Raw genomic sequence first — 22,807 nt, forward strand, 5'->3', positions numbered from 1 at the left:
GCGGCGAGAACGTCCGCAGACTTCGTTCCATGGATCAGCCAGCGGAACTCTTCGATGTCGTGGTGGTGGGCGGAGGCGCGGCCGGCCTGAGCACGGCCTTGCAGCTCGGTAGGGCGCGTCGTCGTGTCCTCGTTGTGGATGGTCGCCGTCCGCGCCACGGGGTGGCCCCGTTCATGCACGGGCTGCTCGGCCGGGATCACACGTCACCCCTGGATTTGCTGTCCGATGGGCGGGCCGAGATCGAACGGTATGGGGGCGTCTGTGTCGAGGGGGTGGTGTCGGGCGCCAAAGCCGAGGAGAGCCGATTTGTGATCGATCTCGACGGCGGCGCTCGGTACGTGGGACGCCGGCTGGTGGTTGCTACGGGCCTTGTCGATGAGTTGCCCGACATCTCGGGCATGAGCGACCTGTGGGGGACGGGCGTGGTGACCTGTCCGTACTGCGACGGCTTCGAGTCGCGAGATCGGACGATTGCGGTCGTGGCGACCCAGCCGATGAGTGTGTTCCAGGCGAAGCTGCTGCGCCAGTGGTCGTCCGACGTCATCTACTTCTCACAAGGCGTCTACGAACCCGATGGCGACGACATCGCCGCCTTTGCTGGACGAGGCATTCGGATCGACAGACGACCTGTCGTTGCGCTGGCCGCGTCGTCGGCCGGAGGCGTGGAGGCGGTCGTCACCGAAGACGGCGACCGCGTGCCGGTCGAGCGGGTCTTCATCGCACCCCGGTCCCGCCCACGCGACGAGGTTCTCCGCGGCCTGGGCGCGTCCGTCGTGGACGGGTGGGTGCAGGTCGACGAAGCGGGGCAGACGAACGTGCCGGGCCTGTATGCCGTGGGCAACGTCGTCGACGTCTACGCCAACGTGGCGATGTCGATCGGCGCCGGCTCAGCGACCGGCGGCGCCGTGAACGCTGACCTGACCATGGAAGACACCCGCCTCGCAGTCGCCAGCACGTCCGGCGCTGGTCAGGAGCCCTGACCGCGACTATCGATACCGAGCAAGATGCGGAGGCATCCTGGGAGCCCAGGAACAGCGCACTCCACCTGCCGGTCATCGCAGGCTTCTGCGCGCCGGACATCACCGTGACAGTTGATTGCTGTCGGGTCTCGCCTAGGTTTCAGTGGATCAGGCCGTAGCGAAGGTCTACGCAGCGGGGTGGAGGTTGTGTATGAAGAGTCGGCTGTTGTGCGGTCTGCTCAGTGTTCTGTTGTGCGCGGCCTCAGCTTGCGCTTCGGCAGCGCCGGACCCGAAGCACGAGTCTGAGTCGGCTCCCTCGTCAGCGCCGCCTGTGGCGCATACGACGCCGTCGACTCAGAACTCATTCACCGGTGAGGTCGCGGAAGTGGGGAGTCCCGTCACGGCGACATCGTCTCCCACGGTCGCGACTTCCGGCGCGACTGGCGGGCCTGGGTCACTCGGTTCCTGCCAGGCGGGACCCATTCTGGAAACGATGTTGGCCCGGGAAGCAAGTCGAGAGGCGCTGCTCGGTGGGCCTTTTGGACCGGCTATCGCCGCTGCGAATGCCGGTGAACGGATTCCAGCGCTGCCCCCCGAAGCCCGAGACTGGATGTGGGAAGGCATTGGTGGTTTCCAGGTTGCGGCTTGGATTAACTGCCCTCGCATTGCGCTGGAGCTGATTGGCATGGGGGCTGACGTGTCGACCCCCGTGGACGGCGATTCGCCACTACTGGCTGCAGCTGCGGCAGGGGCTTGGGAGATAGTCGACTTGCTGCTCGAGGCTGGTGCCGACCCGATGGCTCTTTCTAGTCCGACATCTCTCCTGGATTTCGCTGTAACTGCGGATAGCGAGTCGGCGCTCGGCGCGGTCCTGGAAGCGCTCGAGCCGGGCGACCTCGATGGGGGCATCGGCACGCGAGCGATGGCTGGCCTCTTGGGTGCCGATGGTCTAGATGGCCGGGAGTCACGAGTGGATGCTCTGATAGATGCCGGGGTGAAGCCCGACGTGTGGAACCTGCTGACGGCGGCGGAGGTAGTCGCTACGGATGCGCTTTTCGAAAGGGTCTACGCGGCCGTTGAGGCAGGATTGGCAAACGGTGACTCAAGCTTCGATTGGGGTGTGGTGTGTAGTTTCGATCTCAACGCGGACGATATATCACTGGCCTACCGGGTCGATGACCTAGAGCGGATCGTGTCACTAGCCGTGAGACTCGACAAATGCTGACGCGTCGCCTGATCTGCGGAATCTTGCCCAGACTCGCCGTTTCGTGATGAGGCTGCCCTTTTCGAAGCCGAGGGTGGGCAGACGGATGTCATCTCGGCGGAAGAGGAAGGTCTGAGGCGGATCATGGCGCCGCCGGTCCGAGAACGTGATGGAAGGCCGGCCTCGGTATGTGCGCTCGGAGTCGGTGTTGGGTTGAGATCCAGAGGCGTAACCCCCGGTGCCGTGTCAATCGGTCGAAGCGACGAGCTCTGCGGAGACGTCCCAGAGCCTTCGTGCGGCTGCTTGGTCGAGAGCGGCGTCGCTGGGTTGTTTCGGCTTGCCGGACGCCCAATAGAGGCAGGTTTCGAGTTCGTCGGGTTGGGCAGTGGCGAGCAGAACACTGGTGGCAGCACCCTTCTCGGGCGTGGCCAACACAGGCTTGAGCAGCGTCATCGCCAGACCCATCCAACGGGAACTGCCGGGGTCTTTGCCGAAGTTGGTGGCGACGACGCCGGGGTGAAGGGCACGGGCGGTGACGCCGTCGGGTCTGAGGCGGCGGTCGAGCTCGACGGTGAACAAGATGTTGGCCAGCTTGGAGGCGGCGTAGGCCTTCGACGGCGAATAGCCGTTGGTCATCTGGAGGTCGTCGAAGTCGAGGCCTCGCTTGACGCCCCGGTGGTTCTCGCTGCTGACGTTGATCACGCGGGCCGGTGCACTGTGGACGAGGAGCGGGGTGAGCAGGTTGGTGAGAAGGAAGGGGCCAAGATGGTTCACGGCGAGTGTCCATTCGAGGCCGTCTTCAGTGGTGCGCCGCTTGCCGGCCATGGTTCCCGCATTGTTGATGAGGATGTCCAGCCGGTCGTGGCGGTCGGCGTAGGTGGCTGCGAATGTGCGCACGGCGTCGAGGGATGCCAGGTCGAGTTCCGCCGGCTCGACCTGAGTGCCGGTGGCTGCGGTGAGTTCGTCGGCGGTGTTCTGGGCGGTGGCGAGCGTTCGAGAGGTGATGGTGACTCGGGCGCCGCGGCTAGCGAGTTGGGCGGCGGTGGCGCGCCCGATACCCGACGTGCCGCCCGTGACGAGGACGTGTTTGTCGTTGATGTTCCAGGTCATTGCGGGTTCTCCGGTCTTGCGGTGATGGCGGCGAGAAGGGTGGCGGTGGCGTCATCGACGATGTGGGCGGCTCGTTCGGGGGTTGCGGCGACGAGTTCGGAGACGCCGGTGAGCGCATGGCGCAGCAGGAGGGCGGTGGCGTCGGGGTCGAGGTCGTGGCGGAAGTCTCCGCTGGCGATGCCATCGGTGAGGATCGAGCGGAGTCGTCGCTCGAGTTCGGTTTCGAACGCCGAGAGCTGGTCTCGAAGTTCGGGCGGGAAGCCGTGGTGGGTCGCGAGGGTGTGTCCGTGGCTGGAGATGGCGGCGATGTGGCGGACGAGTTGCTCGATGGCCTTGGTTGGGGTGGAAACGACGGCGAGGGCTTGGGTCAGGCCATCGATGGCGTGCTGGTTGTGAGCGGTGGCGGCGTCGGCCAGGATGCTGGGGACATCGGGGTAGTGGTTGTACAAGGTGGCTCGGGCCACGCCGGCCGTTTTGGCGACGGCGACCATGGTGACGCCGGCGAGCCCTAGCTCGGAGACAAGAGTCAGGGTGGCGTCGATGATGCGCTCGCGAGCCGACGTCATGACGCGTCCCGTGTGTACAGCCGTGTTGACAGAGGGGCGAAGATGGCGAGCAGGCCGATCGTCCAGGCGCCGATCAAGAGCAGGTCGGTGCTGTTGGCTGTGCCCTCGCACAGGCCACGGACCGCTTCGGCACCGACGGAGATCGGCTGATTGGCGGCGAAGGGGCGCAGCCAGCCGGGCATGGTGTCGGCCGGGGTGAACGCGGTGCTGGCCAACATCAGGGGGAAGAGCCAGAACATGGAGAGCATGCCGACCATGTCTGGTTGTCGGACCTTTGCTGCGATGGCGGCGCCGAGCCAGGAGAATGCGAAACCGATCGCGGTGGTGACAGCGATTGCGGCGACGGCTCCCCACAGCGAGTCGAACCGGTAGCCCATGACGAGAGCGAGCGATGCGACCATGATCAGGCCGATCACGTTGCGGGCAGCGTCGGCGAGCGTCCGTCCGGCGATGACTGCGAACTGGCTCATCGGAAGTGACCGGAATCGGTCGGTGACCCCTTCGGCCAGGTCGGCGGCGAAGCCCATGCTGGTCTGTTGCGCTCCCTGCAATGCGGTGATGACGAACACGCCGGGAACCAGGAATTGGAGATAGTCGACCTGGGCGCCTGCGCCGATCGCGCCGCCGAACACATAGTTGAACAGCACCAGAAAGAACACGCCCATCACGACCGCGAACACGAGCATCTCGGGCTGGCGAGCTGTGCGGATGAGGTCACGCCACAACATGGTGACGATGTCGTCGACCGCGGCGCGCAAACCGCCAACCGGCGGGGTCGAGAGGGTTCGGGTGTCGGTCATCGCGCCGCCTCCATGTCTTGTGCGGTCGGGGAGCCGGTCAGGGTGAGAAAGACTTCGTCCAGCGTCGGTCGACGAAGCTGGAAATCCTCGATGCCCGCTCCGGTTGCCTGAAGCGAGCGCAGCAGGTCGAGCGATTGCGCCGTGCCACCGGTGATCGGGATATCGACAGTGCGGTGGTCCTGGTCGACGGCAACACCTTCGATGCCCGATACGAGGTTTGCGAGTTGTCCGAGGTCGGTGACACGCACCTCCAGGACATCGGCACCGATCTGCGACTTGAGCTGATCTGGGGTGCCCGCCGCCACCGGTCGGCCGTGGTCGATCACCAGGATGTCGTCGGCGAGTTGATCGGCCTCCTCCAGATACTGGGTGGTCAACACGATCGCGGTTCCCGCGGCCGTCAGGTCCCGCACCGACTCCCAGACCTCGGCTCGACTGCGAGGGTCCAGACCGGTTGTGGGTTCGTCGAGGAACAGTGCCGCAGGATCGGCGATCAGGGCCACCACGATGTCGAGCCGGCGTCGTTGCCCACCCGAGTAGGTCGATGCCGGCCGATCGGCGAACGATCCCAGGTCGAACCGGTCGATCAATTCGTCGGTGCGGGCTCGACGTCGACTGCGCGGAAGCTTGTAGAGCCGGCCGAACAGCTCCAGGTTCTCTCGGGCAGTGAGCTTCTCGTCGACCGCTGCAGCCTGACCGGCCAACCCGATCAGCTGGCGGACTGCCCCCGCCTGTTTCGAGACGTCGAACCCGCCCACACGTGCCGTGCCGCTGTCGATCGACAGCAACGTCGTCACCATCTTGACGAGAGTTGTCTTGCCCGCCCCGTTTGGTCCGAGCAGGCCCAACACCTTGCCGGCGCCAACCTGGAACGAGACCCCGACGACAGCGTCAACCTCCCCGAACCGCTTCGTCAACCCTTCGGCCTCGATCACTGCATTGGACATAGTGTCCAGTATAGCAGACGAACTGCCTTGGTTCGATGGCGATTGATCGTCACTTCTCGACGAGGGTCGGCTCCGCCGCTGTGTCGGGGATGTGTGCGTCAGACCTGCGCCGCATTTCTGAGCTCCACAAGGCGCTGGTGACATTCAGCACTAGCCGAACGAGCTTGGGTACCGCAGCGTTGTCAGTGAGCGATCGGAGGCGCGAGATACAGATGAGACGCTTGGTAGCCAGTGGGGCTCTTGCGGTCGGCATGGTGGTCGCGGCTGCCTGCGGCTCCGGGGAGAACGGGGGCGCGAGCCCGGCTGACACCGCAATGGACCCGGACCCAACGGTCGAAGATACGAAGGTCGAGCCAGTCGCGGCGGGCGTCGAACGGATCGTGGTCGATCTGGTCGGGTGCGAACAGTTCGCGCTCATTACGGCGGTCGATAGGGCGGCAGCGCGAGCGGTGGTGCCCGACGAGTTCACGAGCGGCAATGTTCTCACTCACGTCGCCAAGCAGTGTGAGGATCTGCGTGTCGACGGCATCTCGTTTGGTGCTGGGCATTTCGACGCCCAATGGATCAGCGTGAGCCGACCGGCCGACATCGATCTCTCGGAGACGAGCTTGGGTGCCGACGTCAACTACCCGGTGCTGTTCCAGACCGACAACATGGCCTGGCAGGAGGCTCTTGCGTCGTTCGGTATTCCCGTTGATTACGCCGAAACGATGACCTTCGAGGCGACTGCAGACTCTATGGGCGGCGGCGCGAATGGCAGCACGGGTGTGCCGCCCGCGAACTACCAGTGGAGTGCTACCGGCGGCGTGCGCGAGGTGGATACGACGGGCACGGTCGCCCATCTCCTGCTCCGACGCGACGACGACGCGCTCTACGTCTACGACATCTTCTGCCCGTTGTTCTCGATCGTCGGGTCTGGGCAAGCGAGGCTCGAGCCCGAGCCCGGCTCGTTCGCCTACGACGCTTTCGGCCCCGAGATCTCGGGACAGAACTACCCAGCAAGTTTGACCTGCAACGTCACGATCGAGCGTCGCGCCGACGGCCCGTGACCGGCGATATCACCGATGTTGGTTCGGACATGCGGTCCCGTCAACGGTCCCGGTAGAAGAACAGGGCGTTGCCGTCTGGGTCGTAGATACCGAACTCTCGGGTGCCCCAGGCGGTGTCGGCGACGGACCTGGTGGCGAACGCGTCGCCGTGTTGGCGGAAGTGGTTCAGCAGCTCGTCGGGGTCGTCGACGAGGAATCGATACTGAACGCGTCGAGACTCTGACCAGCCCTCTTCATGATGCGCCTGCAGGTGCACCTGGACGCCGTCGCGCTCGAGTCCGGCGTAGCTCGGGGGTGAATCTGCGTCGGCAAAGACGACCTCGAAACCCAACTCGTACCGATACCAGGCAAGAGATCGGGCCATGTCGCCGACCTCGATCACTGGATGGACTTCCCGAAGCCTTGCCATCTGCCGATCGTAGTTTTCTCCTCGTGCGACCGTTCGTTCGCTAGCCGCTGGATCCGTGGTCTGATGCGGGCGCGGGTGCGGTGGCGATGAGGGCGGGGGCCGGAAAGCGCACGCGTCCCTTGTTGTCGACGAAGCCAGCAAGCTCTTCCTGCGCTGCGGCGAGGAGTTGTGCGTACTGATCGTCGGTGATCATGTCGGCGAGGGTCCAGCCTCGCACGTCGGTGTGAATCCAGGCTTCGAGCGAGCCGAACTGGGCCATGCCCTGGTGGAGGGTGACTTCGGCCTCCGGCAGGATCCTGTCGATCACGCTGTGGAGCTTGTCCTTGGTTCCGAGGGTGAATGGCGCCTTGAGTGCGTTGGCGGCTTCGTCGCCGAATAGGCGTTGGAGGAGCTCGACCATGGCGGCGTAGCCGGGGCTTTGGTCGACGCCGGCCCAGGTGGCGATCGTAATAGTGCCGCCGGGTCTGGCGACTCGGGCCATCTCGCGCACGCCAGCCTCCTGGTCGGCGAAGAACATCAGCGCGAATTGGCTGACCACCCGATCGAAGCAGTGATCAGGAAGCGGCAGGTGCTCGGCTGGGCCGTGTCGCCAGGTCACGGGTTCGGGGGCCTTGCGGGCAATGCTGAGCATCCCGTCGTTGATGTCGATGCCGGTGACCGACCCAGAGCCGTTGAGGCGTCGGGCAGCGGCGCGGGCCAAGATGCCGGTGCCGCAGCCGACATCGAGGACGTCATCACCAGCGGTGACGCGCGCCGTGTCGAGCACGCGTGCGGGCCACTGTTCGAAGAGGGCGGGCACGAAGAATTCCTCATAGACCTCGGCCGCGGATTTGATCACCTGTCCATGGGTCGCTGCACTCGGCTCGTTCATGGCCCCACCTTGCGCCCCGGTCCGCTGTCGATCTAGCGCGAAAATAGAACTCGACTGTTGGACCTTGGTAGGTCAGGCTGGACGGCATGGCGAGCTACCGGCAGTACTGTCCTATCGCCCGGGCCACCGAGATCTTGGCCGAACGGTGGAGCCTGCTCATCGTGCGCAACTTGATGTTCGGGGCGACCACCTTCTCGGCGATCGCCCAGGGGGTGCCGACGATGTCACGATCGATGCTGACGAAACGTCTGCGAGAGCTCGAGCGGGCTGGGGTGATCACCTCGTCACCCAAGCCCAACGGCCAGGGCTCGACCTACGCCTTGACCGACGCAGGCGCCGATCTGGTCGGCGTGGTCGACAGCTTGGGCCGTTGGGCGGAGAGATGGGTTGAAGTGATGCCCGAACACACCGATCCCGGGTTTGCGCTGTGGGCTTGGTGTCGGGTGCAGCTCAACCACGGCGCCTTGCCTGCAGGTCGGGTGGTCGTGCACTTCGAGTTCCCCGACGAGCGAGAGGGCAACCGGTACTTCTGGCTTCTGGTTCAAGACGGCGGTGCCGAGGTCTGCGCTACCGACCCCGGGGGCGAGCCCGAGCTTCGAGTAGTCGCCCGCTCGGCAGCATTTGTCGACTGGCACCGAGGTGTCCTGTCGTGGTCCCGTGCCGTCCGCAGCGGCGAGATCACCGTCAGCGGCAACCGCTCACTCGTCCGAGCCTTCCCGACCTGGAACACCCGCACGCCGGTTCTCGCCTGAGCGGTTCAGTGCCCTCGGGCGAGGTCGCTCTGCGTGTGCGTTAGCTTCATCGCAGTCGTCGCACTGTTGAGGAGCACCATGATGCAGCTGATGGTTGGAGGGGCACAGATCGAGGTGTGGCGCTCCCCGGCGTCCGCGATGCCTGAGGAGCGGATCGCTTCGTTGATGCCGGACCTCAGGGAGCTCGTGCGCGACGCGTTCCCGGGGCTCGATCCGTACGTTGGGGACGAGGACCTGATCCACCACTGCCTGGGGCCAAACTTTGGCGCCTACCAGTTCGCTGACGGCAGGGTACGGGCGCTGGCCACGGCCGACCCCTTCGAGCTGGAGCACGGCCGGACCCTCTACTTCAGCCTGTCTGCCATCCACTCGAGCCTCAGGGGACGAGGACTCTACGAGCAGATGCTGCTGCTTCGCATCGCGATTGGCCGCTCGATGGGATGCCAGTGGTGGGCGACGAGAACGCAGAGCCCGATCGTGGGGCACAGCTTCGAGCGATTCGGCTGCTACCCATGGCTCGACGACGACATCGTGCCGATCGTGGCAACTGAGGTATCAGCTGTGCTGTATGAACAGTTCAGTGCCCTAGGGCGACGGGAGGGCGAGATGTTCAACCCGACGACGGGCATACTTCACGATGCATACCCGGCGGGACCGTACGAGACGATTCCCGCGGTAGGCAACGCGCGGGTTCAGGCGCATTTCGACACCCACGTCGATAGCAGCTCGGGTGATGCGCTTCTGCTCGTGGGCAAGCTCGACGACATGATCGAGCGGCTTGCCCCACGATGCGATGCTCGCTTCGGCATGTCTTTCGACCAACTCTGCGAGCTGCTCGCGGACCTGTGACTTGGCGCCGCCCGACTCGATCTGGGGTCGGATCGCGGTCGATCACGAACCGGATCCGCCCCCAGAATCGCCGGCGGGCATAGTTGGCGTGGGCTGCATCAGCCCGGTGTCTCCACGACGGCAGGTGAAGGTGCGACCACTCAAAGCTACGAAACGCGCCCGCGGGCGGGTCTGGTCACCCGAGGTGGTGTTGCCGACCGTTCTCCGTTGTGAGCCGAAGATGGTCAGCTCGCAGCGCCTCGGCTCGCCGCCGGATCTCGGTTGGAATTGCCGCTCGCTCGCCGGACGACCGATCGACGAACGCCAAGACGTACCGGGCCCGAACGAGCACTGCCTCTGACTGAGCGTTCAGCACGCGGTGTTCCATTCGCAGGGACTTGTCCCGCACCTCCATGACCGAGGTCCGGATGACGAGGGGGGTGCCAAGCGAGATCTGGCTGTGATGGGTCAGGTCGAAGACGGCGGCGCCTCCTGCGAGCCCGAGCGTTCGGAAGGTTGTGCGATCGGCTCCGATGGCCGCTTGGGTGGCCCAGAGGGCGCGGGTCAGTTTGTCCCAGAGTCCTCGAGCGAGCAGAAGGTCGAACTCGTTGCACTCGTGGGGTTCAACGGTGCCTCGGTAGGTCTCGGTCCCACCCACCGCCGATGTTGGTCCGACGATCGGGCCAGGCCCATCGGGTGGCTCGACCTCGAGGCATGCGGCTTGCTCGAGAGCTGGCGCAGCCCAGTCGGCGAACCCACCTCCGTCGGCTCGAAACGGGCGGATACGGCGACGAAACAAGCAAACGGTTCGGTCGTCTAGTACTCGCCGCACCGTTCCGTGGTGGACGATCCAGCCGTCTGCGATCTCTTCGACGCCTCCCGTTGCGAAGACCGCGGTGCCGGGCACGAGCTCGACCAAGAAGCGGAACTGCTCGCTCGCACACCTCACGACCGTGCTTGCGCTCCGCGCTTGCTGGGCGTCGAATCCGAGTTCGTGGCCCAGTGCGCGACTGCAGTCGTCGGCGATCTGGGCGTAGTGCTGGATGTTGATGTGGCCAGCCTGTCCTCGCTGCCAGTGGCGCACGACCCCTCTCCAGAGCACCCGGTCACTCACCGAACACCTCGCTCTCGGTGAGGACTTGACGCTCACACCTTGCGATCAGGTCGGGGCTCAGCTGATCGATTTCCGCCCCGCCGACCGGTGCGACGGTCGTCCAAGCACGGGCAACGGCCGACGACCGGAAGGCCGAGACCGATGACACGAGATGGGCGAAAGTGAGCTCGCGGGGCTCGGCGGCGACAAGGCCGCTCACGATCTCTATCGACTCGCCGACCGAGACGGGGGCGATGACGTGAATACGTTGCTCGGACTCCAGCAACGATGGCCCGGTGGCGCCGACAGCTTGGTCGACTCCAAGCACAGCCAGAGCTCCTGTAAGCGCATCGCTGACCGCTCGGGCCCAACCAACCATGGTCATCTGCCCCTGGGGGTCGCAGTCTGTTGCCGCGACGATGCCCCGAAATGTCTGCACCCCGGTGCGCTGCATCCGAGCGATCATGGTGTCGGAGACCGAGGGTCGCCGGGCCGGCGAGGCGACTGCCCGGTGAGTAGCTCGACGCAGGCGGCTGTGGCGGTGCGGGCGGCGGCTGCCAATGCCTCGGGGTCGGCGCTGCTGATGGGGTGGGGAATGACGACAAATGGATGGTCGGGCGCGCCCAGGGTCGTAGCCATGAGTTGGGCGGCGGTGACGAACTTCTCGGTCATGACGCTGACCGAGGGGATGTCGGCGCGTTCACCGGACACGGCGTCGTGCAGACTGCACGACGAGCAGCTGCCTCAATCGCCGACGCCGGCGATGAGTGCGTGCCAGTGTCTGGCCTGGCTCATCAAGCCAGCCGGGGCGGGGGCGCTGTAGTTCGGCTTGGTGAGTCGCACTACGTCGGCGACGCGGTGCCGGTCGCGCAGCTCGGCCTCCATGGCGTCGAAGAACGCGGCAGTGCCCTGCTTGCCGTTGGAGATGATGCCGACCGTCGAGCCCTCGAGGCTGGCGACCCGCGGTGCGGGCTGGAAGACCACGGGGCGTTCGTCGTAGGTGGGGATGAGGACTTCGATGGTCACGGGGTCTTGGTCTCTCTTCTCTCTGTTCCTGGGACGGGTCAGCAGTCGATGCATGCGCCTACGGGCATGGTGACGGCGCGCGACTTGGTGCCGAGCCATGGCGGGATTACGGCGCCGAATCCGCCTGCGGGACCGCCGGCGGCAATGACGAGCAGGTCGTCGGGTTCGGTGAGTGCTCGATAGACGCGGTCGCCCTTGGCGCCGACGGCGCTGGCCTTGCCGACGTCTGCCCATTCGCGTCGGTGAATCCAGGCGTGTTCGTGTACGTAGTGGCGGATGTCGGCCTTTGACCAGCCCGCGTCCTCGAAGTGGGCCCGGAGCTGGGGCGCGATGACCAGGGCGTAGTTGCCGCCCCAGATCGAGTAGGTAGCCATGTTGGCCTTGATCTCGGCGACGAACGTGTCGAGGATCTCGGCGGGCTCGGTGGTCCACTCGTTCATGATCTGGCGCAGTCCCATGGCGGCCATCACGGTGACGGCCGAGGCGTCGGGGTCGCCGATGCGTTCGGCTGCCAGCGACGCCCACGTGGTGTGTTCCTCGTCTTCGGCGATGCAGAAGCTGATCTTGCCGGGATGCCCCAGGGTGGCCCGGTCGATCTCGCCGGGCCGGACGTCGAGCAGGTTGCCGAGCACGAGCCGGATGGCGCGGCCTATGCAGGTGCTGGCCCGGTCGCTGGGCCCGACAGCGTTGAACCCGGCGCTCATCCCAGCTTCGAGGCGGATCGGACCGTTGACCACGGCGAGGATCGCGCAGCCACCGGTACTGGCGGTGGCGCCGTGCAGCAGGAATTCGTCGTGCAGCATCGCGGTGACGGCCGTGACGACGACGGGGAAGTGCGACGGCAGACATCCGGCCATCACGGCATTTATGGCCACCTTCTCGGCGGTGATCGCCCGCTCGCGGACCGGCTCGACCCCGATGAGGTGGTCGGCTGGGAGCAGGGCCCATTCGAGGCATGCAGCTACGGCGTCTGGGGTGGGCGGCACGATCGGCAGACCGTCGGTCCAGCCTTGGGAGTGGAAGTGCTCCTGCAGCGCGAACGGATCGTCAAAGGAGACTCGATTGGTCTGAAAGGCCCCGGTCGTCATCGCTTCTGTTCTACCGACTCAGCCAGCGTCGAAGGTAGACGTCAACGGTTTGCCAGGAGGCGGGCCATGCCGTAGATGGCGGCGATGGTCGGGGTTTCGACTCCGACCCGCTGGGCGATTTCGTGGACCACGCCGATCAAGGCCTCGACCTCGAGGCTCTTGGAGGCCTCGACGTCTTGGAGCATCGACGTCTTCATGGCCCCCAGTTCGAGTGTGACGGCGTTGCGCTCGTCTGGCGACTGAGCGATCGGAAGTCCGATTGCTTCACCTACCGCAGCGGCTTCGCTCATCGCCCGCATGCAGAAGTCGTTGACCAGGGGGTCGCCGATGATGCGATCGGTAGTGGCTCTGGTCAGGGCAGACACCGGGTTCATGGTCATGTTTCCCCACAGCTTGAACCAGATCTGCTGCTGTATCGACGCGTCGATCGGGGCGTCGAAACCGGCCTGGTTCAGTGCATCGGCGGCGGCCTGGGTCTGTGGCGAAATGCCACCGTCTGGCTGACCGACGATCAAGGTGTTGCCGAAGCGGTGGTGGCTGACGCCCGGCGCGGGGTTGGTGGCCGAAAGGTGGGCTACACAGCCGATGACCTGCCCGGTTGGGATGAGGTCGCGAAGCCGACCGTCGGGATCGACCGATGCCAGCGTCGCCCCCTCCAGCGGCCCTGCTCTGCCGTCGAAGAACCACCACGGAACGCCGTTCATCGCCAACAGCACCCGGGTTTGCGGGCCCATCAGCGGCTGGATTGCTTCGGCGGCCGAACGCAAGGCCGGCTCTTTGACGGCCACGACGATCAGATCCTGCTGGCCGAGCGATGCGGCGTCGGCCGCGGCCTCGACCGGGTAGTGGTGCAGTTCGCCGTCGACCTCGAGGCCCAACCCGTTGGCATGCAGGGCGGCGAGGGTGTCGCCTCGGGCAATCGCCGACACCCGCTGACCGGCCTGGGACAGTCGCGAGCCGATCAGGCCCCCGACCGCTCCGACACCGACCACACAGATCTTCATGATGCGTGGGTCCTCAGGTACAGCGCGGACGCTTCTGCCGACAAGTCGGGAGCCTTCAGCATGCGTGCAAACTCGGCCCTCTCGTTTCCGAACCTCTTCGCGTCTTTGCCATCGGTCAACGCGTCGAACTCGAGGCCCCGCGCCTTGATCGTCGTGTGTTGCAAGATCGTTTCCTTTGAATTGGGCTCGGCGATCGTCAGGCGAACCGTGCCGGGCTTGACGAGTAGCCCTCAGTCGGTGGTGAAGACGAAGTGGTCGTCCATGTTGGCCTCGATCGTTGCGATGTGATCGATGTAGGCGGGGAACCCACCGTTGTAGTTGCCGTCCTGCCGACGATTCTCCTGGCCTTCGAAGTTGTAGTAGCCAGGCGTGCACTCGGCATTGCGGTTGGTCTTGCCTCGGTGTTTGATGACCTCTTGGACCCACCACTCCTCGGCGTCGGGCGTCACGTCGATGGTGTCGTACCCGTTGGCCCGGGCGTACTGGATGGCGTTGGCGATATGGTCGCCCTGCACCTGCAGCAGGTCGGTCAAGTTGAACTGGAACGACGCCTGGTAGCCGCCCATGATGAAGAGGTTCGGGAACCCGGCGGTGTGGATGCCCAGAAGCGTGCGAATGCCTTCGCCGTACTTCTCGTCGAGGTCGACCCCACCCTCGCCGACGATCCGGTTGTAGATGCCGGTCTTTTGGACCTCGAAGCCGGTCGCGTAGATGAGCAGGTCGACCTCGTACTCGGTGCCTTCGAAGATCGGGCCTCGTTCCCCGATCTCGGTGATGCCCTTGCCCTTGGTGTCGACCAGGTGGACGTTCGGCCGGTTGAACGTCGGGAGATAGTCGTTGTGGAAGCACGGCCGTTTGCACATGAGCATGTACCAGGGCTTCAAAGCCTCAGCGGTCTCGGGATCTTCGACAACCTCGTCGATGCGCCGATGGATGCGCATCATGGCATCGATGTTGTTGTTCTCCTGGCGGCGGATCTTCTCCTCACGAGTGACGCCAGGCTTCAGGGTGCTGCGACGTTCGGCCTGTTCTCTGAACTTCGAAACGATCTTCGCCCGGCGAGCCGCCTGCCATCCGGGTTGCAGCTTTGCCGCCCACTCCTCGCTGGTCTCCCAGTCGTCGCGGATGTCGATCGACGACGGGGTGCGCTGAAACACGTGAAGGCTCTTCGCGTGCTCGCCCAGATGCGGGATGATCTGAACGGCGCTGGCGCCCGTGCCGATTATGCCCACCCGCAGATCGCCGAGCTTCTCGAGGTCGGGCCCTGTGAAGTCGTAGTCCCAGCGCGACGTGTGGAACGCGCGGCCACCGAACTTCTCCATGCCGTCGATCCGTGCCAGGCGCGGCTTGGCCAGGGTGCCGTTGGCGCACACCACGAACTTGGCCCGCATCGAGTCGCCGCGGTCGGTCGTGATGTTCCAGCACGCTGCCGCTTCGTCCCAGACCGTGGACGTGACGGTGGTCTGGAAGACCGCGAGATCGTAGAGGTCGTACTTGCGGGCGATCGCCTGACAATGGGCAAATATCTCGGGCCCCTCGGCGTAGTGACGTGAAGGGACGTAGTCCATCTCGTCGAGGAGCGGCAGGTAGTCGTATGAGACCACATCGCACGCCACGCCGGGATAGCGGTTCCAGTACCAGGTGCCGCCCACGTCGGCCCCGCGTTCGACGATGCGGATGCTCTGAACGCCTCGTTCTCGGAGCCTGGCCGAGGTGAGCAGCGCCGAGAACCCGCCACCGATGAACAAGACGTCGACGATGTCGTCTTCGCCGTCGACGATCGGCTCTCGTTCGACCCAGTCGTCGGCGTAGGGATCGCGGGCGAGGTCGGCCATGGCGCCGTCGAGATCTCTGTACATCTCGGTGCCAGGCGGCCGATAGCCGAGCCGGAGGTCGCGCTCTCGAGCGAACTTCTCCTTGATGCGGTCGTAGTACTCCTGAGGTGGCCGGTCGCTGCGGTCGGAGGCGTCGAAGTTCAGTGTGAACTTGTCTTCCTTGGCTGTGTTCGAAGCGGCGTCAGTCGCCATGTTCGATTCGCCGTCAGTTGCCATGTCGGATGACCTCGGTACTCGGTTCGGTGCGGGCGTGTCTGGGCAGTGCAGACGCAGCCCTGGCCATTTGCTCAGTCTTCAGGACACTTGTAGGTTCGGCAAAATCTCGGGGATGGGGATCGGCTTCGGCGGTCTCGACCGCTCGAAGGGGGCCACACATGCAGAACGAGGCGGATGTCTCGAGGACGTTCGACGCTGCTCCTGCTGCACTTCCCAAGCCGCTCGATGGAGTGCGGGTGTTGGACTTGACGCGGGTGTTCGCCGGGCCCATCGCCGGACGCACCCTCAGCGATCTCGGCGCCGACGTGGTGAAGGTAGAGCCGCCCGATGGCGACGTCACCCGTCTGTGGGGTCGCAAGATCGCAGGACTGTCGACCTACTTCACCCAGCAGAACTGTGGGAAGCGCAACGTCTGCATAGACCTGAACGCGCCCGGCGGCCCCGAGCTGGTCGCTCGGCTGGCCGAGCAGGCCGACATCGTCATAGAGAACTTCCGGCCCGGGGTGATGACCAGGTTCGGTCTCGACTGGGAGACCCTGTCTGCCAACAAACCTTCACTGATCATGCTGTCGATCAGCGGCTTCGGCCAGGACGGTCCCGAGTCGCAGCGTGCCGCCTATGCGTCGATCATCCACGCCGAGTCGGGGATCCTGCCGGCTGCCGAGGATGACGAGATGCCGCTGGACATAGAGCTCAGTGCCGCAGACGTGCTGTCGGGCATGCACGGTGTCATTGCCGTGCTGGCCGCCCTTCGAACCCGAGACGCCACCGGCATCGGTCAGTACATCGACATGGCGATGATCGATGCCATGACCTTCTCTGCCGACATCATCATCAACGCCCTCGATGGCCATCGGCGCAGCGAGTCGCTCAACGGTGAGGTCTGGCCCACCGGTGACGGGCCGAAGATGCTCACCGGCGGCCTGCGCTGGATCTGGCATCAGCTGTCGGCCACGGCCGGACTGTCCGACCCGACCCCGGCCGACGCCGACGTGTCGGTCAAGATCGCATCCCGGCGGGCGATTATAAGCGAGTACCTGTGCAGCCTGCCCGACCGGGCGACGGTGATCGCAGCGTTGGACCGCGCCAACCTGGCCTGGGCCGACGTACGCGAGTGCGGCCAGGTTCTGGAGTCGCCGACGCTGGTGCATCGTCAGACCGTCGTCGACATCGACGATCGGGCCGGTGGCACTCGACCGGTCATTCGCAACCCCTACCGAATGTCGGCCACCGACCTTTCCGACGTCGGGGTCGCCGCCTTTCGCGGCGAGCACAATGTCGAGGTGCTCGACGAGTGGCTCGGTGTGAGCGCCGAGGGCATCGCTGCCTTGAGCGCCGACGAGTGGGTCGAGAGGTCCGGGGCGTGAGCGACGAACTGGTGCGGCGCCTGGTGGACGAGTCGGACCTGAGGGACCTGCTCCATCGGTACGCGTTCGGGCTCGATCACGAGGACTGGGAGCTGTGGCGCGGCGTGTTCGCCGACGAGGTCACGATGGACATGAGCGACTACCAGCCCGACCCGCCACCGCGTGCTGCCCCCGCCGACCGAGTGGTGGCCAACGCCAAGGTCTTGTTCGCCGGGCTCGAACGCTCGCAACATTTCATGGGGTCGCACCGCTTCACCATCGAAGGTGACCGGGCCACCATCACCGCACACATGCGAGCAGAGCACTGGTTGCACACCGGGCAGGGCGGTGACCGCTACACGATGTACGGCACCTACTTCGACGACGCAGTCCGCACCGACGACGGCTGGAAACTCGTCGTGGTGCGGCTGCGGCTGCTCCGCGAGGAGGGCAACCGAGCGCTCATGCGCGAGGCCGTCCGCCGGGGCAGAAAGCTCATCTCGGACGGCGACGGAGCGTGACCACCCGATGAGCGACGCGCCAACCTTCGTCGGTCTTGACGACTTCGTCGTAGTAGGACGCTGTGCCCGCCAGCCCCTTCGGTTGCAGGGCGATGATCCGGAAGTTCAGCTTCACGCCATCGGTGGTCTCATCGACGTAGATGTTGGTCATCGTGTGGGTCTTGGGGTGCCTGGCGTCCTCGTCCATGAACCTCTTGATCGCAGGCAGCCCTTCCAGCAAAGGGACACCCAGATCGGTCAGGTCGAACACGGCGTCGTCGGTGAAGATGCGGTCGAGCCTGTCCCAGTCGCGGTCGTCGATCGCATCTCCGTAGCGGCCAGGGAGTTCGTGCAGCTCGAGCCGGTCGGCGACCGAGATCGGATCGTTGTTGGGGATGGCCATGTCCAACAGTACCGAAAGGCAGCATCGTGACGACCTTCGAAGAGGTCCTGGAACAGACTCTCGGCGAGATCGACTTCGATCCTGAGGCGCTGAAAGCCCGCTACCTGGCCGAGCGCGACAAGCGGCTGCGACCCGACGGCAACAGCCAATACGTGGAGGTCACCGGCGACTTCAGCAGCTACGTCGATGACCCGTACGTCGAACCCTCCGAGCGCGAGCCCAAGCGCGATCACACCGACATCGTCATCATCGGTGGCGGGTTTGGTGGGTTGTTGATGGGCGGTCGGCTGCGCGAGGCCGGCTTCGACGACCTGCGGGTCATCGAAAAGGGAGGTGACTTCGGCGGCACCTGGTATTGGAACCGCTATCCGGGTGCGATGTGCGACGTCGAGTCTTACTGCTACCTGCCGATGCTCGAGGAGCTCGACTACATCCCCAAGCACAAGTACTCGTACGCGCCCGAGATCATGGAGCACTCGCGCAACATCGCCCGCCACTACGGGCTCTACGACAACGCGCTGATGTCCACCGAGGTCACGGCGATGCGATGGGACGACGAAGCCGGGGTCTGGCACATCGGTACCAATCGAGGCGACGAGCTCACTGCTCGGGTGGTGATCACCGCGGCCGGGCCGCTGAGTCGCCCCAAACTGCCCGGGATAGAGGGCATCGACGACTATCAGTGCCACACCTTCCATACCAGTCGCTGGGACTACGCATACACCGGTGGCGACAATTCGGGTGGACTCACCGGCCTGGCCGACAAGCGGGTCGGCATCATCGGAACCGGTGCCACCGCCGTGCAGTGTGTGCCCCATCTCGGCGCGTCGGCCCTCGAGCTCTTTGTGTTCCAACGCACACCGTCGTCGATCGACGTGCGGAACAACCGTGAGACACCAGCCGACTTCGCCGACTCTCTCGAGCCCGGCTGGCAGTACCGCCGGATGGAGAACTTCAACCGCATGGTGATCGGGGCGAAGACCGATGTAGATCTGGTCAATGACGGATGGACCGACATCTTCCGCAACCTCACGGGCATAGCGGCCAAGACGGCATCGGAGAAGCTGGGGCGACGGCTCACCGGCAAGGAAAAGGGCCGTCTGATGGAGATGGCCGACTACAAGAAGATGGAGGCCATCCGCCGGCGAGCCGACGAGCTCGTCGACGATCCAGAGACCGCAGAGCGGCTCAAGCCCTGGTACCGACAGTTCTGCAAGCGGCCGTGTTTCCACGACGAGTACCTGCCAACGTTCAACCGGCCCAACGTGCACCTGGTCGACACTGAAGGCAAGGGGATCGAACGATTCACCGAGACCGGACTGGTCGCCAATGGGCAGCACTACGAGCTGGACTGCATCATCTTCGCCACCGGTTTCGAGGTGGGGACGTCCTACACCCGGCGGGCCGGCTACGACGTGATAGGCCGGGACGGCCTCGCCCTCAGCGACAAGTGGGCCGATGGGCTGCGCACGCTGCACGGGATGCAGACCGCCGGCTTCCCCAACTCGTTCCACATGGGATTCACCCAGGGGGCGGTGACGGTCAACGTTCCTCAGACGCTCAATGAACAGGCCGTCCACATCAGTCACATCCTGGCCACCACACGCGACCGCGGCGCGACGGTCGTCGAGGTCACCCCCGAAGCCGAGCAGGAGTGGGTCGACGAGATGATCGACAAGGCTCGGATGGGCGAACGGTTCCGAGCCGAGTGCACGCCCGGCTACTACAACAACGAAGGCAAGGCGGGCAACGGCAACGGCTTCTTCGCTGCCAACTACGGAGCGGGGCCGGTTCGCTTCTTCCAGATCCTCCAGGACTGGAGAGACGACGGCTCGCTGCCCGGCTGTCAACTGCGCTTCACCACCACCAGCAGCGACGAATCGAAAGCGAGCATGCCGTGACTTCACAGAACGCGAGGTCGGGTCGCCTCGAAGGCCAGGTCGCCATCATCACCGGGGCCGGCAGCGGTATCGGGGCGGCCAGCGCACGGCGCTTCGTCGAGGAAGGCGCGAAGGTCCTGATCGCCGACATGACCGACAAGAAGGCCGTTCCGCTGGCCGAAGAGTTGGGCGATGCCGCCGAGTTCTTCCAGGCCGACGTGTCCCGGGAAGATGATGTCGAGGCCATGGTCGGAGCCGCTCTGGCGAAGTGGGGACGCCTCGACATCATGTTCAACAACGCCGGATTCGGCGGGGCGATCGGCCCGGTCGAGACGCTCACCGTCGACGATTTCGACATCACGTTCGATGTGCTGGTGAAGGGGGTGTTCCTCGGGATCAAGCACGCAACGCCGATCATGCGCGAACAGGGATCTGGTTCGATCATCAACACTGCGTCGGTCGCCGGGCTGCAAGCGGGTTGGTCGCCCCACCTGTACAGCGTGGCCAAGGCGGCGGTGATCCACATGACCAAGTCCATGGCACTGGAACTGGGCGAATATGGCGTGCGCTGCAACTGCATCTGCCCGGGCATCATCGCCACACCGCTGGCCGCCGGCTTCGCCAAGGCGACAGACGAGCAGCTCGCCCAGATGAAGGCGAGATTCGGCAAGACCCAGGTGTTGGGTCGCATCGGTGATCCGGTCGACATCGCCAACGCAGCGGTCTTCCTCGCCAGCGACGAGTCGAGCTACATCACCGGTCACGCGCAGGTGGTCGACGGGGGAGCGTTCGCCGGCAAGCCCTGGAACAAGCAGCACTCGAACATGACGGCTGCCCGCCCCATCAAGATGTATCGCCCCGAGGGTCGCTGAGCTACAGGCGCTGGCGCGCTGTTGTTCAACCCTTGCCGTTGACAAACAGCGGTCTGTGCGTAATGTACAACCATATGGTTGTATGTGGAGCCGATGAACTGAGCGATGACCGGGTCGACCGGATCTTCCGAGCGCTGGCCGATGCGACCCGACGCGACATCGTGCGACGAACGCTGGCTGGTGAGGCGTCGGTCTCTGAGCTCGCGGCCGCGTACGACATGTCCTTCGCCGCCGTGCAGAAGCACGTCGCGGTGCTGGAAGAAGCGGATCTCGTCACGAAACGTTCGGTTGGCCGCCAAAGGATCGTTCGCGCCAACCCCGACACCATCCGCCGTGCTCAGGCGTTGCTGGACCGGTACGAGCAGATCTGGCGGTCGCGGATTGATCGGCTCGACGCCCTGCTCGCCGAGGACGAGTGACGCCGTCGCCACACCGCCGTCCACTCAACGAAACCCGAACCCCGACACAAGGACAACACCCATGCCGATCACTTCGGTCGAGAAGGATCTCGACGCCGTCACCCTGACCATCGTCGCCGACTTCGCCGCCACTCGTCAGCGCCTGTGGGAGGCATACACCGACCCCCGCCAGATCGAGCGATTCTGGGGTCCGGTCGAGTGGCCTGCGACGTTCACCCGTCACGACGCGTTTCCTGGCGGACGATCCGAGTACTACATGACCGGACCCGACGGTGAGCGATCGGCCGGGTTCTGGGAGTTCCTTGCCGTCGACGAAGGTAGGTTCTTCGAGGTGCGTGATGGGTTCGCCGAGCCCGACGGGCACGAGAACACCGAGATGCCGTCGATGCGGATGACGTTCTCGTTCGAGGACACCGACGCGGGGTCGCGTCTTGTCATCACGACGCATTTGGTTCGGTCGACGAACTCGAGAGGCTGATCGAGATGGGCATGGAAGAAGGCATGAAGTCGGCAATGGGCCAGATAGACGATGTGCTGGCCGACCTCGAGTCGTTCGCCGCCGGGCGTGGCACCGAAGTTCAGATTCTCTCCGAGCTTCAGATCCGGGTCTCGCGGATCGTCCGCGGTTCGGTGGACGAGGTGTGGCGGGCACATCACAAGCCCGAACTGCTGCAGCGGTGGATGCTGGACCCGACGGCTGGACGATGCCGGTGTGCCAGGCCGCCACCGAGGTCGGCGAGACCTTCCGGTACGAATGGGAACCCGAGGACGGATCGCCGGGACGTTTCGGCTTCACCGGCGATCTGCTCGAATCCGACCCGCCACACCGGGCCGTCACAACCGAGCAGATGATCGGGATGGACGGTCCGGGAACGACAAACGAGATGACCCTCACCCCACTAGATGGGGGCACGCTCCTCAGCGTCGTCATCACGTACCCGAACGTCGAGATGCGCGATGCGGTGCTGGGGACCGGAATGGTCGACGGCATGGAAGCCAGCTACCGCAGGCTCGAAAGCGTGATCGATCGCGACGCCTGACGCGAACGCCACCACCGGCGACCCTTGCACGTCGAGCGGCTTCAGCGCAGCCAGTACCGCCGGACTGGGCCGCCGTCGCCATCGACGACGCTTTCGAGCTGGCCGCCGCACCGCTCTATCACCGTTGCCGAAGCGGTGTTGGTGTCGTCGCAGCAAAGCAGTGACCTTTCGACTCCTTCGCTGCGGGCGATCACCAGCGACTGCCGGAGGATCTCGGTTGCGTGGCCGAGGCGTCGATGATCGGGTAGAACCCCGTATCCGATGTGGCCGCCCTGACGAGCGAGCCAATCGTTGAGCTCGAACCGAATGGACGTACGTCCGACGATGCGCCCGTCGACCTCGGCCACCAGGAACGCCGCGGGAACGATACCCGCAGGCAGGTTGATGCCTCGACGGATGTCGCTGAGCCGCGCAATGTAGTCGTTCCAAGACACCGACTCGTCGAGTCCGAGTGCGAAGGACCACCCATCGGTCGCCAGCATCGTCCGGTGCCCAGCCAAGAACTCCGCTTCGTCGTCGCTGCGAAGAGGGCGTAGCCGAAGAACGGACCGGGACATGAACCGGAACGTATCAGCCAGGCACGGTGCTAG

Annotated in this window: 28 protein-coding genes; 12 read left to right on the forward strand and 16 right to left on the reverse strand. The window is 65.1% G+C overall.

Annotated elements, in window-relative coordinates; translation table 11 throughout:
• Positions 1-29: 29 nt before the first annotated feature.
• On the forward strand, positions 30-980 hold the full coding sequence (locus R2770_01005) for an NAD(P)/FAD-dependent oxidoreductase (protein MEZ5279023.1): 951 nt from the start codon (positions 30-32) through the stop codon (positions 978-980).
• A gap of 664 nt (positions 981-1,644) precedes the next feature.
• Complete coding sequence (locus tag R2770_01010) at positions 1,645-2,184, forward strand: hypothetical protein (protein ID MEZ5279024.1); 540 nt, start codon at positions 1,645-1,647, stop codon at positions 2,182-2,184.
• A gap of 225 nt (positions 2,185-2,409) precedes the next feature.
• On the opposite strand, the gene R2770_01015 is transcribed toward R2770_01010, so the two are convergent.
• The 4 genes from R2770_01015 to R2770_01030 are packed head-to-tail and all read right to left on the reverse strand — an operon-like array spanning position 2,410 to position 5,586.
• Positions 2,410-3,273 (reverse strand): SDR family oxidoreductase, encoded by an 864-nt coding sequence (locus R2770_01015; GenBank protein ID MEZ5279025.1) that lies wholly within the window; start codon positions 3,271-3,273, stop codon positions 2,410-2,412.
• Positions 3,270-3,839, reverse strand: a complete 570-nt coding sequence (locus tag R2770_01020; GenBank protein MEZ5279026.1) for a TetR/AcrR family transcriptional regulator — start codon at positions 3,837-3,839, stop codon at positions 3,270-3,272. The genes R2770_01015 and R2770_01020 overlap by 4 nt, the downstream gene beginning before the upstream one ends.
• Positions 3,836-4,639 (reverse strand): ABC transporter permease, encoded by an 804-nt coding sequence (locus tag R2770_01025; GenBank protein ID MEZ5279027.1) that lies wholly within the window; start codon positions 4,637-4,639, stop codon positions 3,836-3,838. Before R2770_01025 ends, R2770_01020 begins: the two co-directional genes overlap by 4 nt.
• Positions 4,636-5,586 carry an ATP-binding cassette domain-containing protein gene (locus R2770_01030; GenBank protein MEZ5279028.1) on the reverse strand — a complete coding sequence of 317 codons (951 nt, stop codon included), beginning with the start codon at positions 5,584-5,586 and terminating at the stop codon, positions 4,636-4,638. The genes R2770_01025 and R2770_01030 overlap by 4 nt, the downstream gene beginning before the upstream one ends.
• Positions 5,587-5,798: 212 nt before the next feature.
• Between R2770_01030 and R2770_01035 the strand changes: the two genes are divergently transcribed.
• The gene (locus R2770_01035; protein ID MEZ5279029.1) at positions 5,799-6,635 is read left to right on the forward strand and encodes a hypothetical protein; all 837 of its coding nucleotides are present in this window, start codon (positions 5,799-5,801) and stop codon (positions 6,633-6,635) included.
• Positions 6,636-6,675: 40 nt separating this feature from the next.
• Here R2770_01035 and R2770_01040 read toward each other — a convergent pair whose 3' ends face one another.
• Complete coding sequence (locus R2770_01040; GenBank protein MEZ5279030.1) at positions 6,676-7,044, reverse strand: glyoxalase superfamily protein; 369 nt, start codon at positions 7,042-7,044, stop codon at positions 6,676-6,678.
• A 40-nt stretch (positions 7,045-7,084) separates the two neighbouring features.
• A complete protein-coding gene (locus R2770_01045) occupies positions 7,085-7,915 on the reverse strand; it encodes a methyltransferase domain-containing protein (GenBank protein MEZ5279031.1) in 831 nt (276 codons plus the stop codon).
• Between the two features lie 86 nt (positions 7,916-8,001).
• Here R2770_01045 and R2770_01050 point away from each other — a divergent pair, with 86 nt between their 5' ends.
• Positions 8,002-8,667 (forward strand): helix-turn-helix domain-containing protein, encoded by a 666-nt coding sequence (locus R2770_01050; GenBank protein ID MEZ5279032.1) that lies wholly within the window; start codon positions 8,002-8,004, stop codon positions 8,665-8,667.
• A 78-nt stretch (positions 8,668-8,745) separates the two neighbouring features.
• Entirely contained in the window at positions 8,746-9,516 is a 771-nt protein-coding gene (locus R2770_01055) for a hypothetical protein (GenBank protein MEZ5279033.1), read from the forward strand.
• A 175-nt stretch (positions 9,517-9,691) separates the two neighbouring features.
• On the opposite strand, the gene R2770_01060 is transcribed toward R2770_01055, so the two are convergent.
• The 8 genes from R2770_01060 to R2770_01095 form a co-directional block, all read right to left on the reverse strand.
• Positions 9,692-10,609, reverse strand: coding sequence for a hypothetical protein (locus R2770_01060; protein ID MEZ5279034.1), 918 nt, complete (start codon positions 10,607-10,609; stop codon positions 9,692-9,694).
• Entirely contained in the window at positions 10,602-11,042 is a 441-nt protein-coding gene (locus R2770_01065) for a hypothetical protein (protein MEZ5279035.1), read from the reverse strand. Before R2770_01065 ends, R2770_01060 begins: the two co-directional genes overlap by 8 nt.
• Before the next feature lie 8 nt (positions 11,043-11,050).
• On the reverse strand, positions 11,051-11,299 hold the full coding sequence (locus R2770_01070) for a hypothetical protein (protein ID MEZ5279036.1): 249 nt from the start codon (positions 11,297-11,299) through the stop codon (positions 11,051-11,053).
• A gap of 33 nt (positions 11,300-11,332) precedes the next feature.
• Positions 11,333-11,614, reverse strand: a complete 282-nt coding sequence (locus R2770_01075) for a hypothetical protein (protein ID MEZ5279037.1) — start codon at positions 11,612-11,614, stop codon at positions 11,333-11,335.
• Between the two features lie 38 nt (positions 11,615-11,652).
• Positions 11,653-12,702 carry a hypothetical protein gene (locus R2770_01080; GenBank protein MEZ5279038.1) on the reverse strand — a complete coding sequence of 350 codons (1,050 nt, stop codon included), beginning with the start codon at positions 12,700-12,702 and terminating at the stop codon, positions 11,653-11,655.
• Positions 12,703-12,743: 41 nt separating this feature from the next.
• Entirely contained in the window at positions 12,744-13,706 is a 963-nt protein-coding gene (locus tag R2770_01085; protein ID MEZ5279039.1) for a 2-dehydropantoate 2-reductase, read from the reverse strand.
• Complete coding sequence (locus tag R2770_01090) at positions 13,703-13,870, reverse strand: hypothetical protein (GenBank protein ID MEZ5279040.1); 168 nt, start codon at positions 13,868-13,870, stop codon at positions 13,703-13,705. The genes R2770_01085 and R2770_01090 overlap by 4 nt, the downstream gene beginning before the upstream one ends.
• A 66-nt stretch (positions 13,871-13,936) precedes the next feature.
• Positions 13,937-15,757 carry an NAD(P)/FAD-dependent oxidoreductase gene (locus R2770_01095; GenBank protein ID MEZ5279041.1) on the reverse strand — a complete coding sequence of 607 codons (1,821 nt, stop codon included), beginning with the start codon at positions 15,755-15,757 and terminating at the stop codon, positions 13,937-13,939.
• Positions 15,758-15,915: 158 nt separating this feature from the next.
• Here R2770_01095 and R2770_01100 point away from each other — a divergent pair, with 158 nt between their 5' ends.
• Both R2770_01100 and R2770_01105 read left to right on the forward strand, forming a co-directional pair.
• Positions 15,916-17,124 carry a CaiB/BaiF CoA-transferase family protein gene (locus tag R2770_01100; protein MEZ5279042.1) on the forward strand — a complete coding sequence of 403 codons (1,209 nt, stop codon included), beginning with the start codon at positions 15,916-15,918 and terminating at the stop codon, positions 17,122-17,124.
• Positions 17,121-17,624, forward strand: a complete 504-nt coding sequence (locus R2770_01105) for a nuclear transport factor 2 family protein (GenBank protein MEZ5279043.1) — start codon at positions 17,121-17,123, stop codon at positions 17,622-17,624. The genes R2770_01100 and R2770_01105 overlap by 4 nt, the downstream gene beginning before the upstream one ends.
• Here the strand turns inward: R2770_01105 and R2770_01110 are convergent.
• Entirely contained in the window at positions 17,599-18,006 is a 408-nt protein-coding gene (locus tag R2770_01110; GenBank protein ID MEZ5279044.1) for a nuclear transport factor 2 family protein, read from the reverse strand. The genes R2770_01105 and R2770_01110 overlap by 26 nt on opposite strands.
• Positions 18,007-18,032: 26 nt before the next feature.
• Here R2770_01110 and R2770_01115 point away from each other — a divergent pair, with 26 nt between their 5' ends.
• The 5 genes from R2770_01115 to R2770_01135 all read left to right on the forward strand — a co-directional run bounded on the left by R2770_01115 (position 18,033) and on the right by R2770_01135 (position 22,217).
• On the forward strand, positions 18,033-19,907 hold the full coding sequence (locus R2770_01115; protein ID MEZ5279045.1) for an NAD(P)/FAD-dependent oxidoreductase: 1,875 nt from the start codon (positions 18,033-18,035) through the stop codon (positions 19,905-19,907).
• Positions 19,904-20,758, forward strand: coding sequence for an SDR family oxidoreductase (locus tag R2770_01120; GenBank protein ID MEZ5279046.1), 855 nt, complete (start codon positions 19,904-19,906; stop codon positions 20,756-20,758). Before R2770_01115 ends, R2770_01120 begins: the two co-directional genes overlap by 4 nt.
• 32 nt (positions 20,759-20,790) lie before the next feature.
• Positions 20,791-21,177 carry a metalloregulator ArsR/SmtB family transcription factor gene (locus R2770_01125; GenBank protein ID MEZ5279047.1) on the forward strand — a complete coding sequence of 129 codons (387 nt, stop codon included), beginning with the start codon at positions 20,791-20,793 and terminating at the stop codon, positions 21,175-21,177.
• 61 nt (positions 21,178-21,238) lie between these two features.
• Positions 21,239-21,655: an SRPBCC domain-containing protein gene (locus R2770_01130; GenBank protein ID MEZ5279048.1), complete on the forward strand. Its 417-nt coding sequence runs from the start codon at positions 21,239-21,241 to the stop codon at positions 21,653-21,655.
• Positions 21,656-21,854: 199 nt separating this feature from the next.
• Positions 21,855-22,217: an SRPBCC domain-containing protein gene (locus R2770_01135; protein MEZ5279049.1), complete on the forward strand. Its 363-nt coding sequence runs from the start codon at positions 21,855-21,857 to the stop codon at positions 22,215-22,217.
• Positions 22,218-22,258: 41 nt separating this feature from the next.
• Here the strand turns inward: R2770_01135 and R2770_01140 are convergent, their stop codons facing one another.
• The gene (locus tag R2770_01140; GenBank protein MEZ5279050.1) at positions 22,259-22,774 is read right to left on the reverse strand and encodes a GNAT family N-acetyltransferase; all 516 of its coding nucleotides are present in this window, start codon (positions 22,772-22,774) and stop codon (positions 22,259-22,261) included.
• Positions 22,775-22,807: the final 33 nt, after the last annotated feature.

Source organism: Acidimicrobiales bacterium, from assembly GCA_041394185.1.
GTDB lineage: Bacteria > Actinomycetota > Acidimicrobiia > Acidimicrobiales > Poriferisodalaceae > JAAETH01.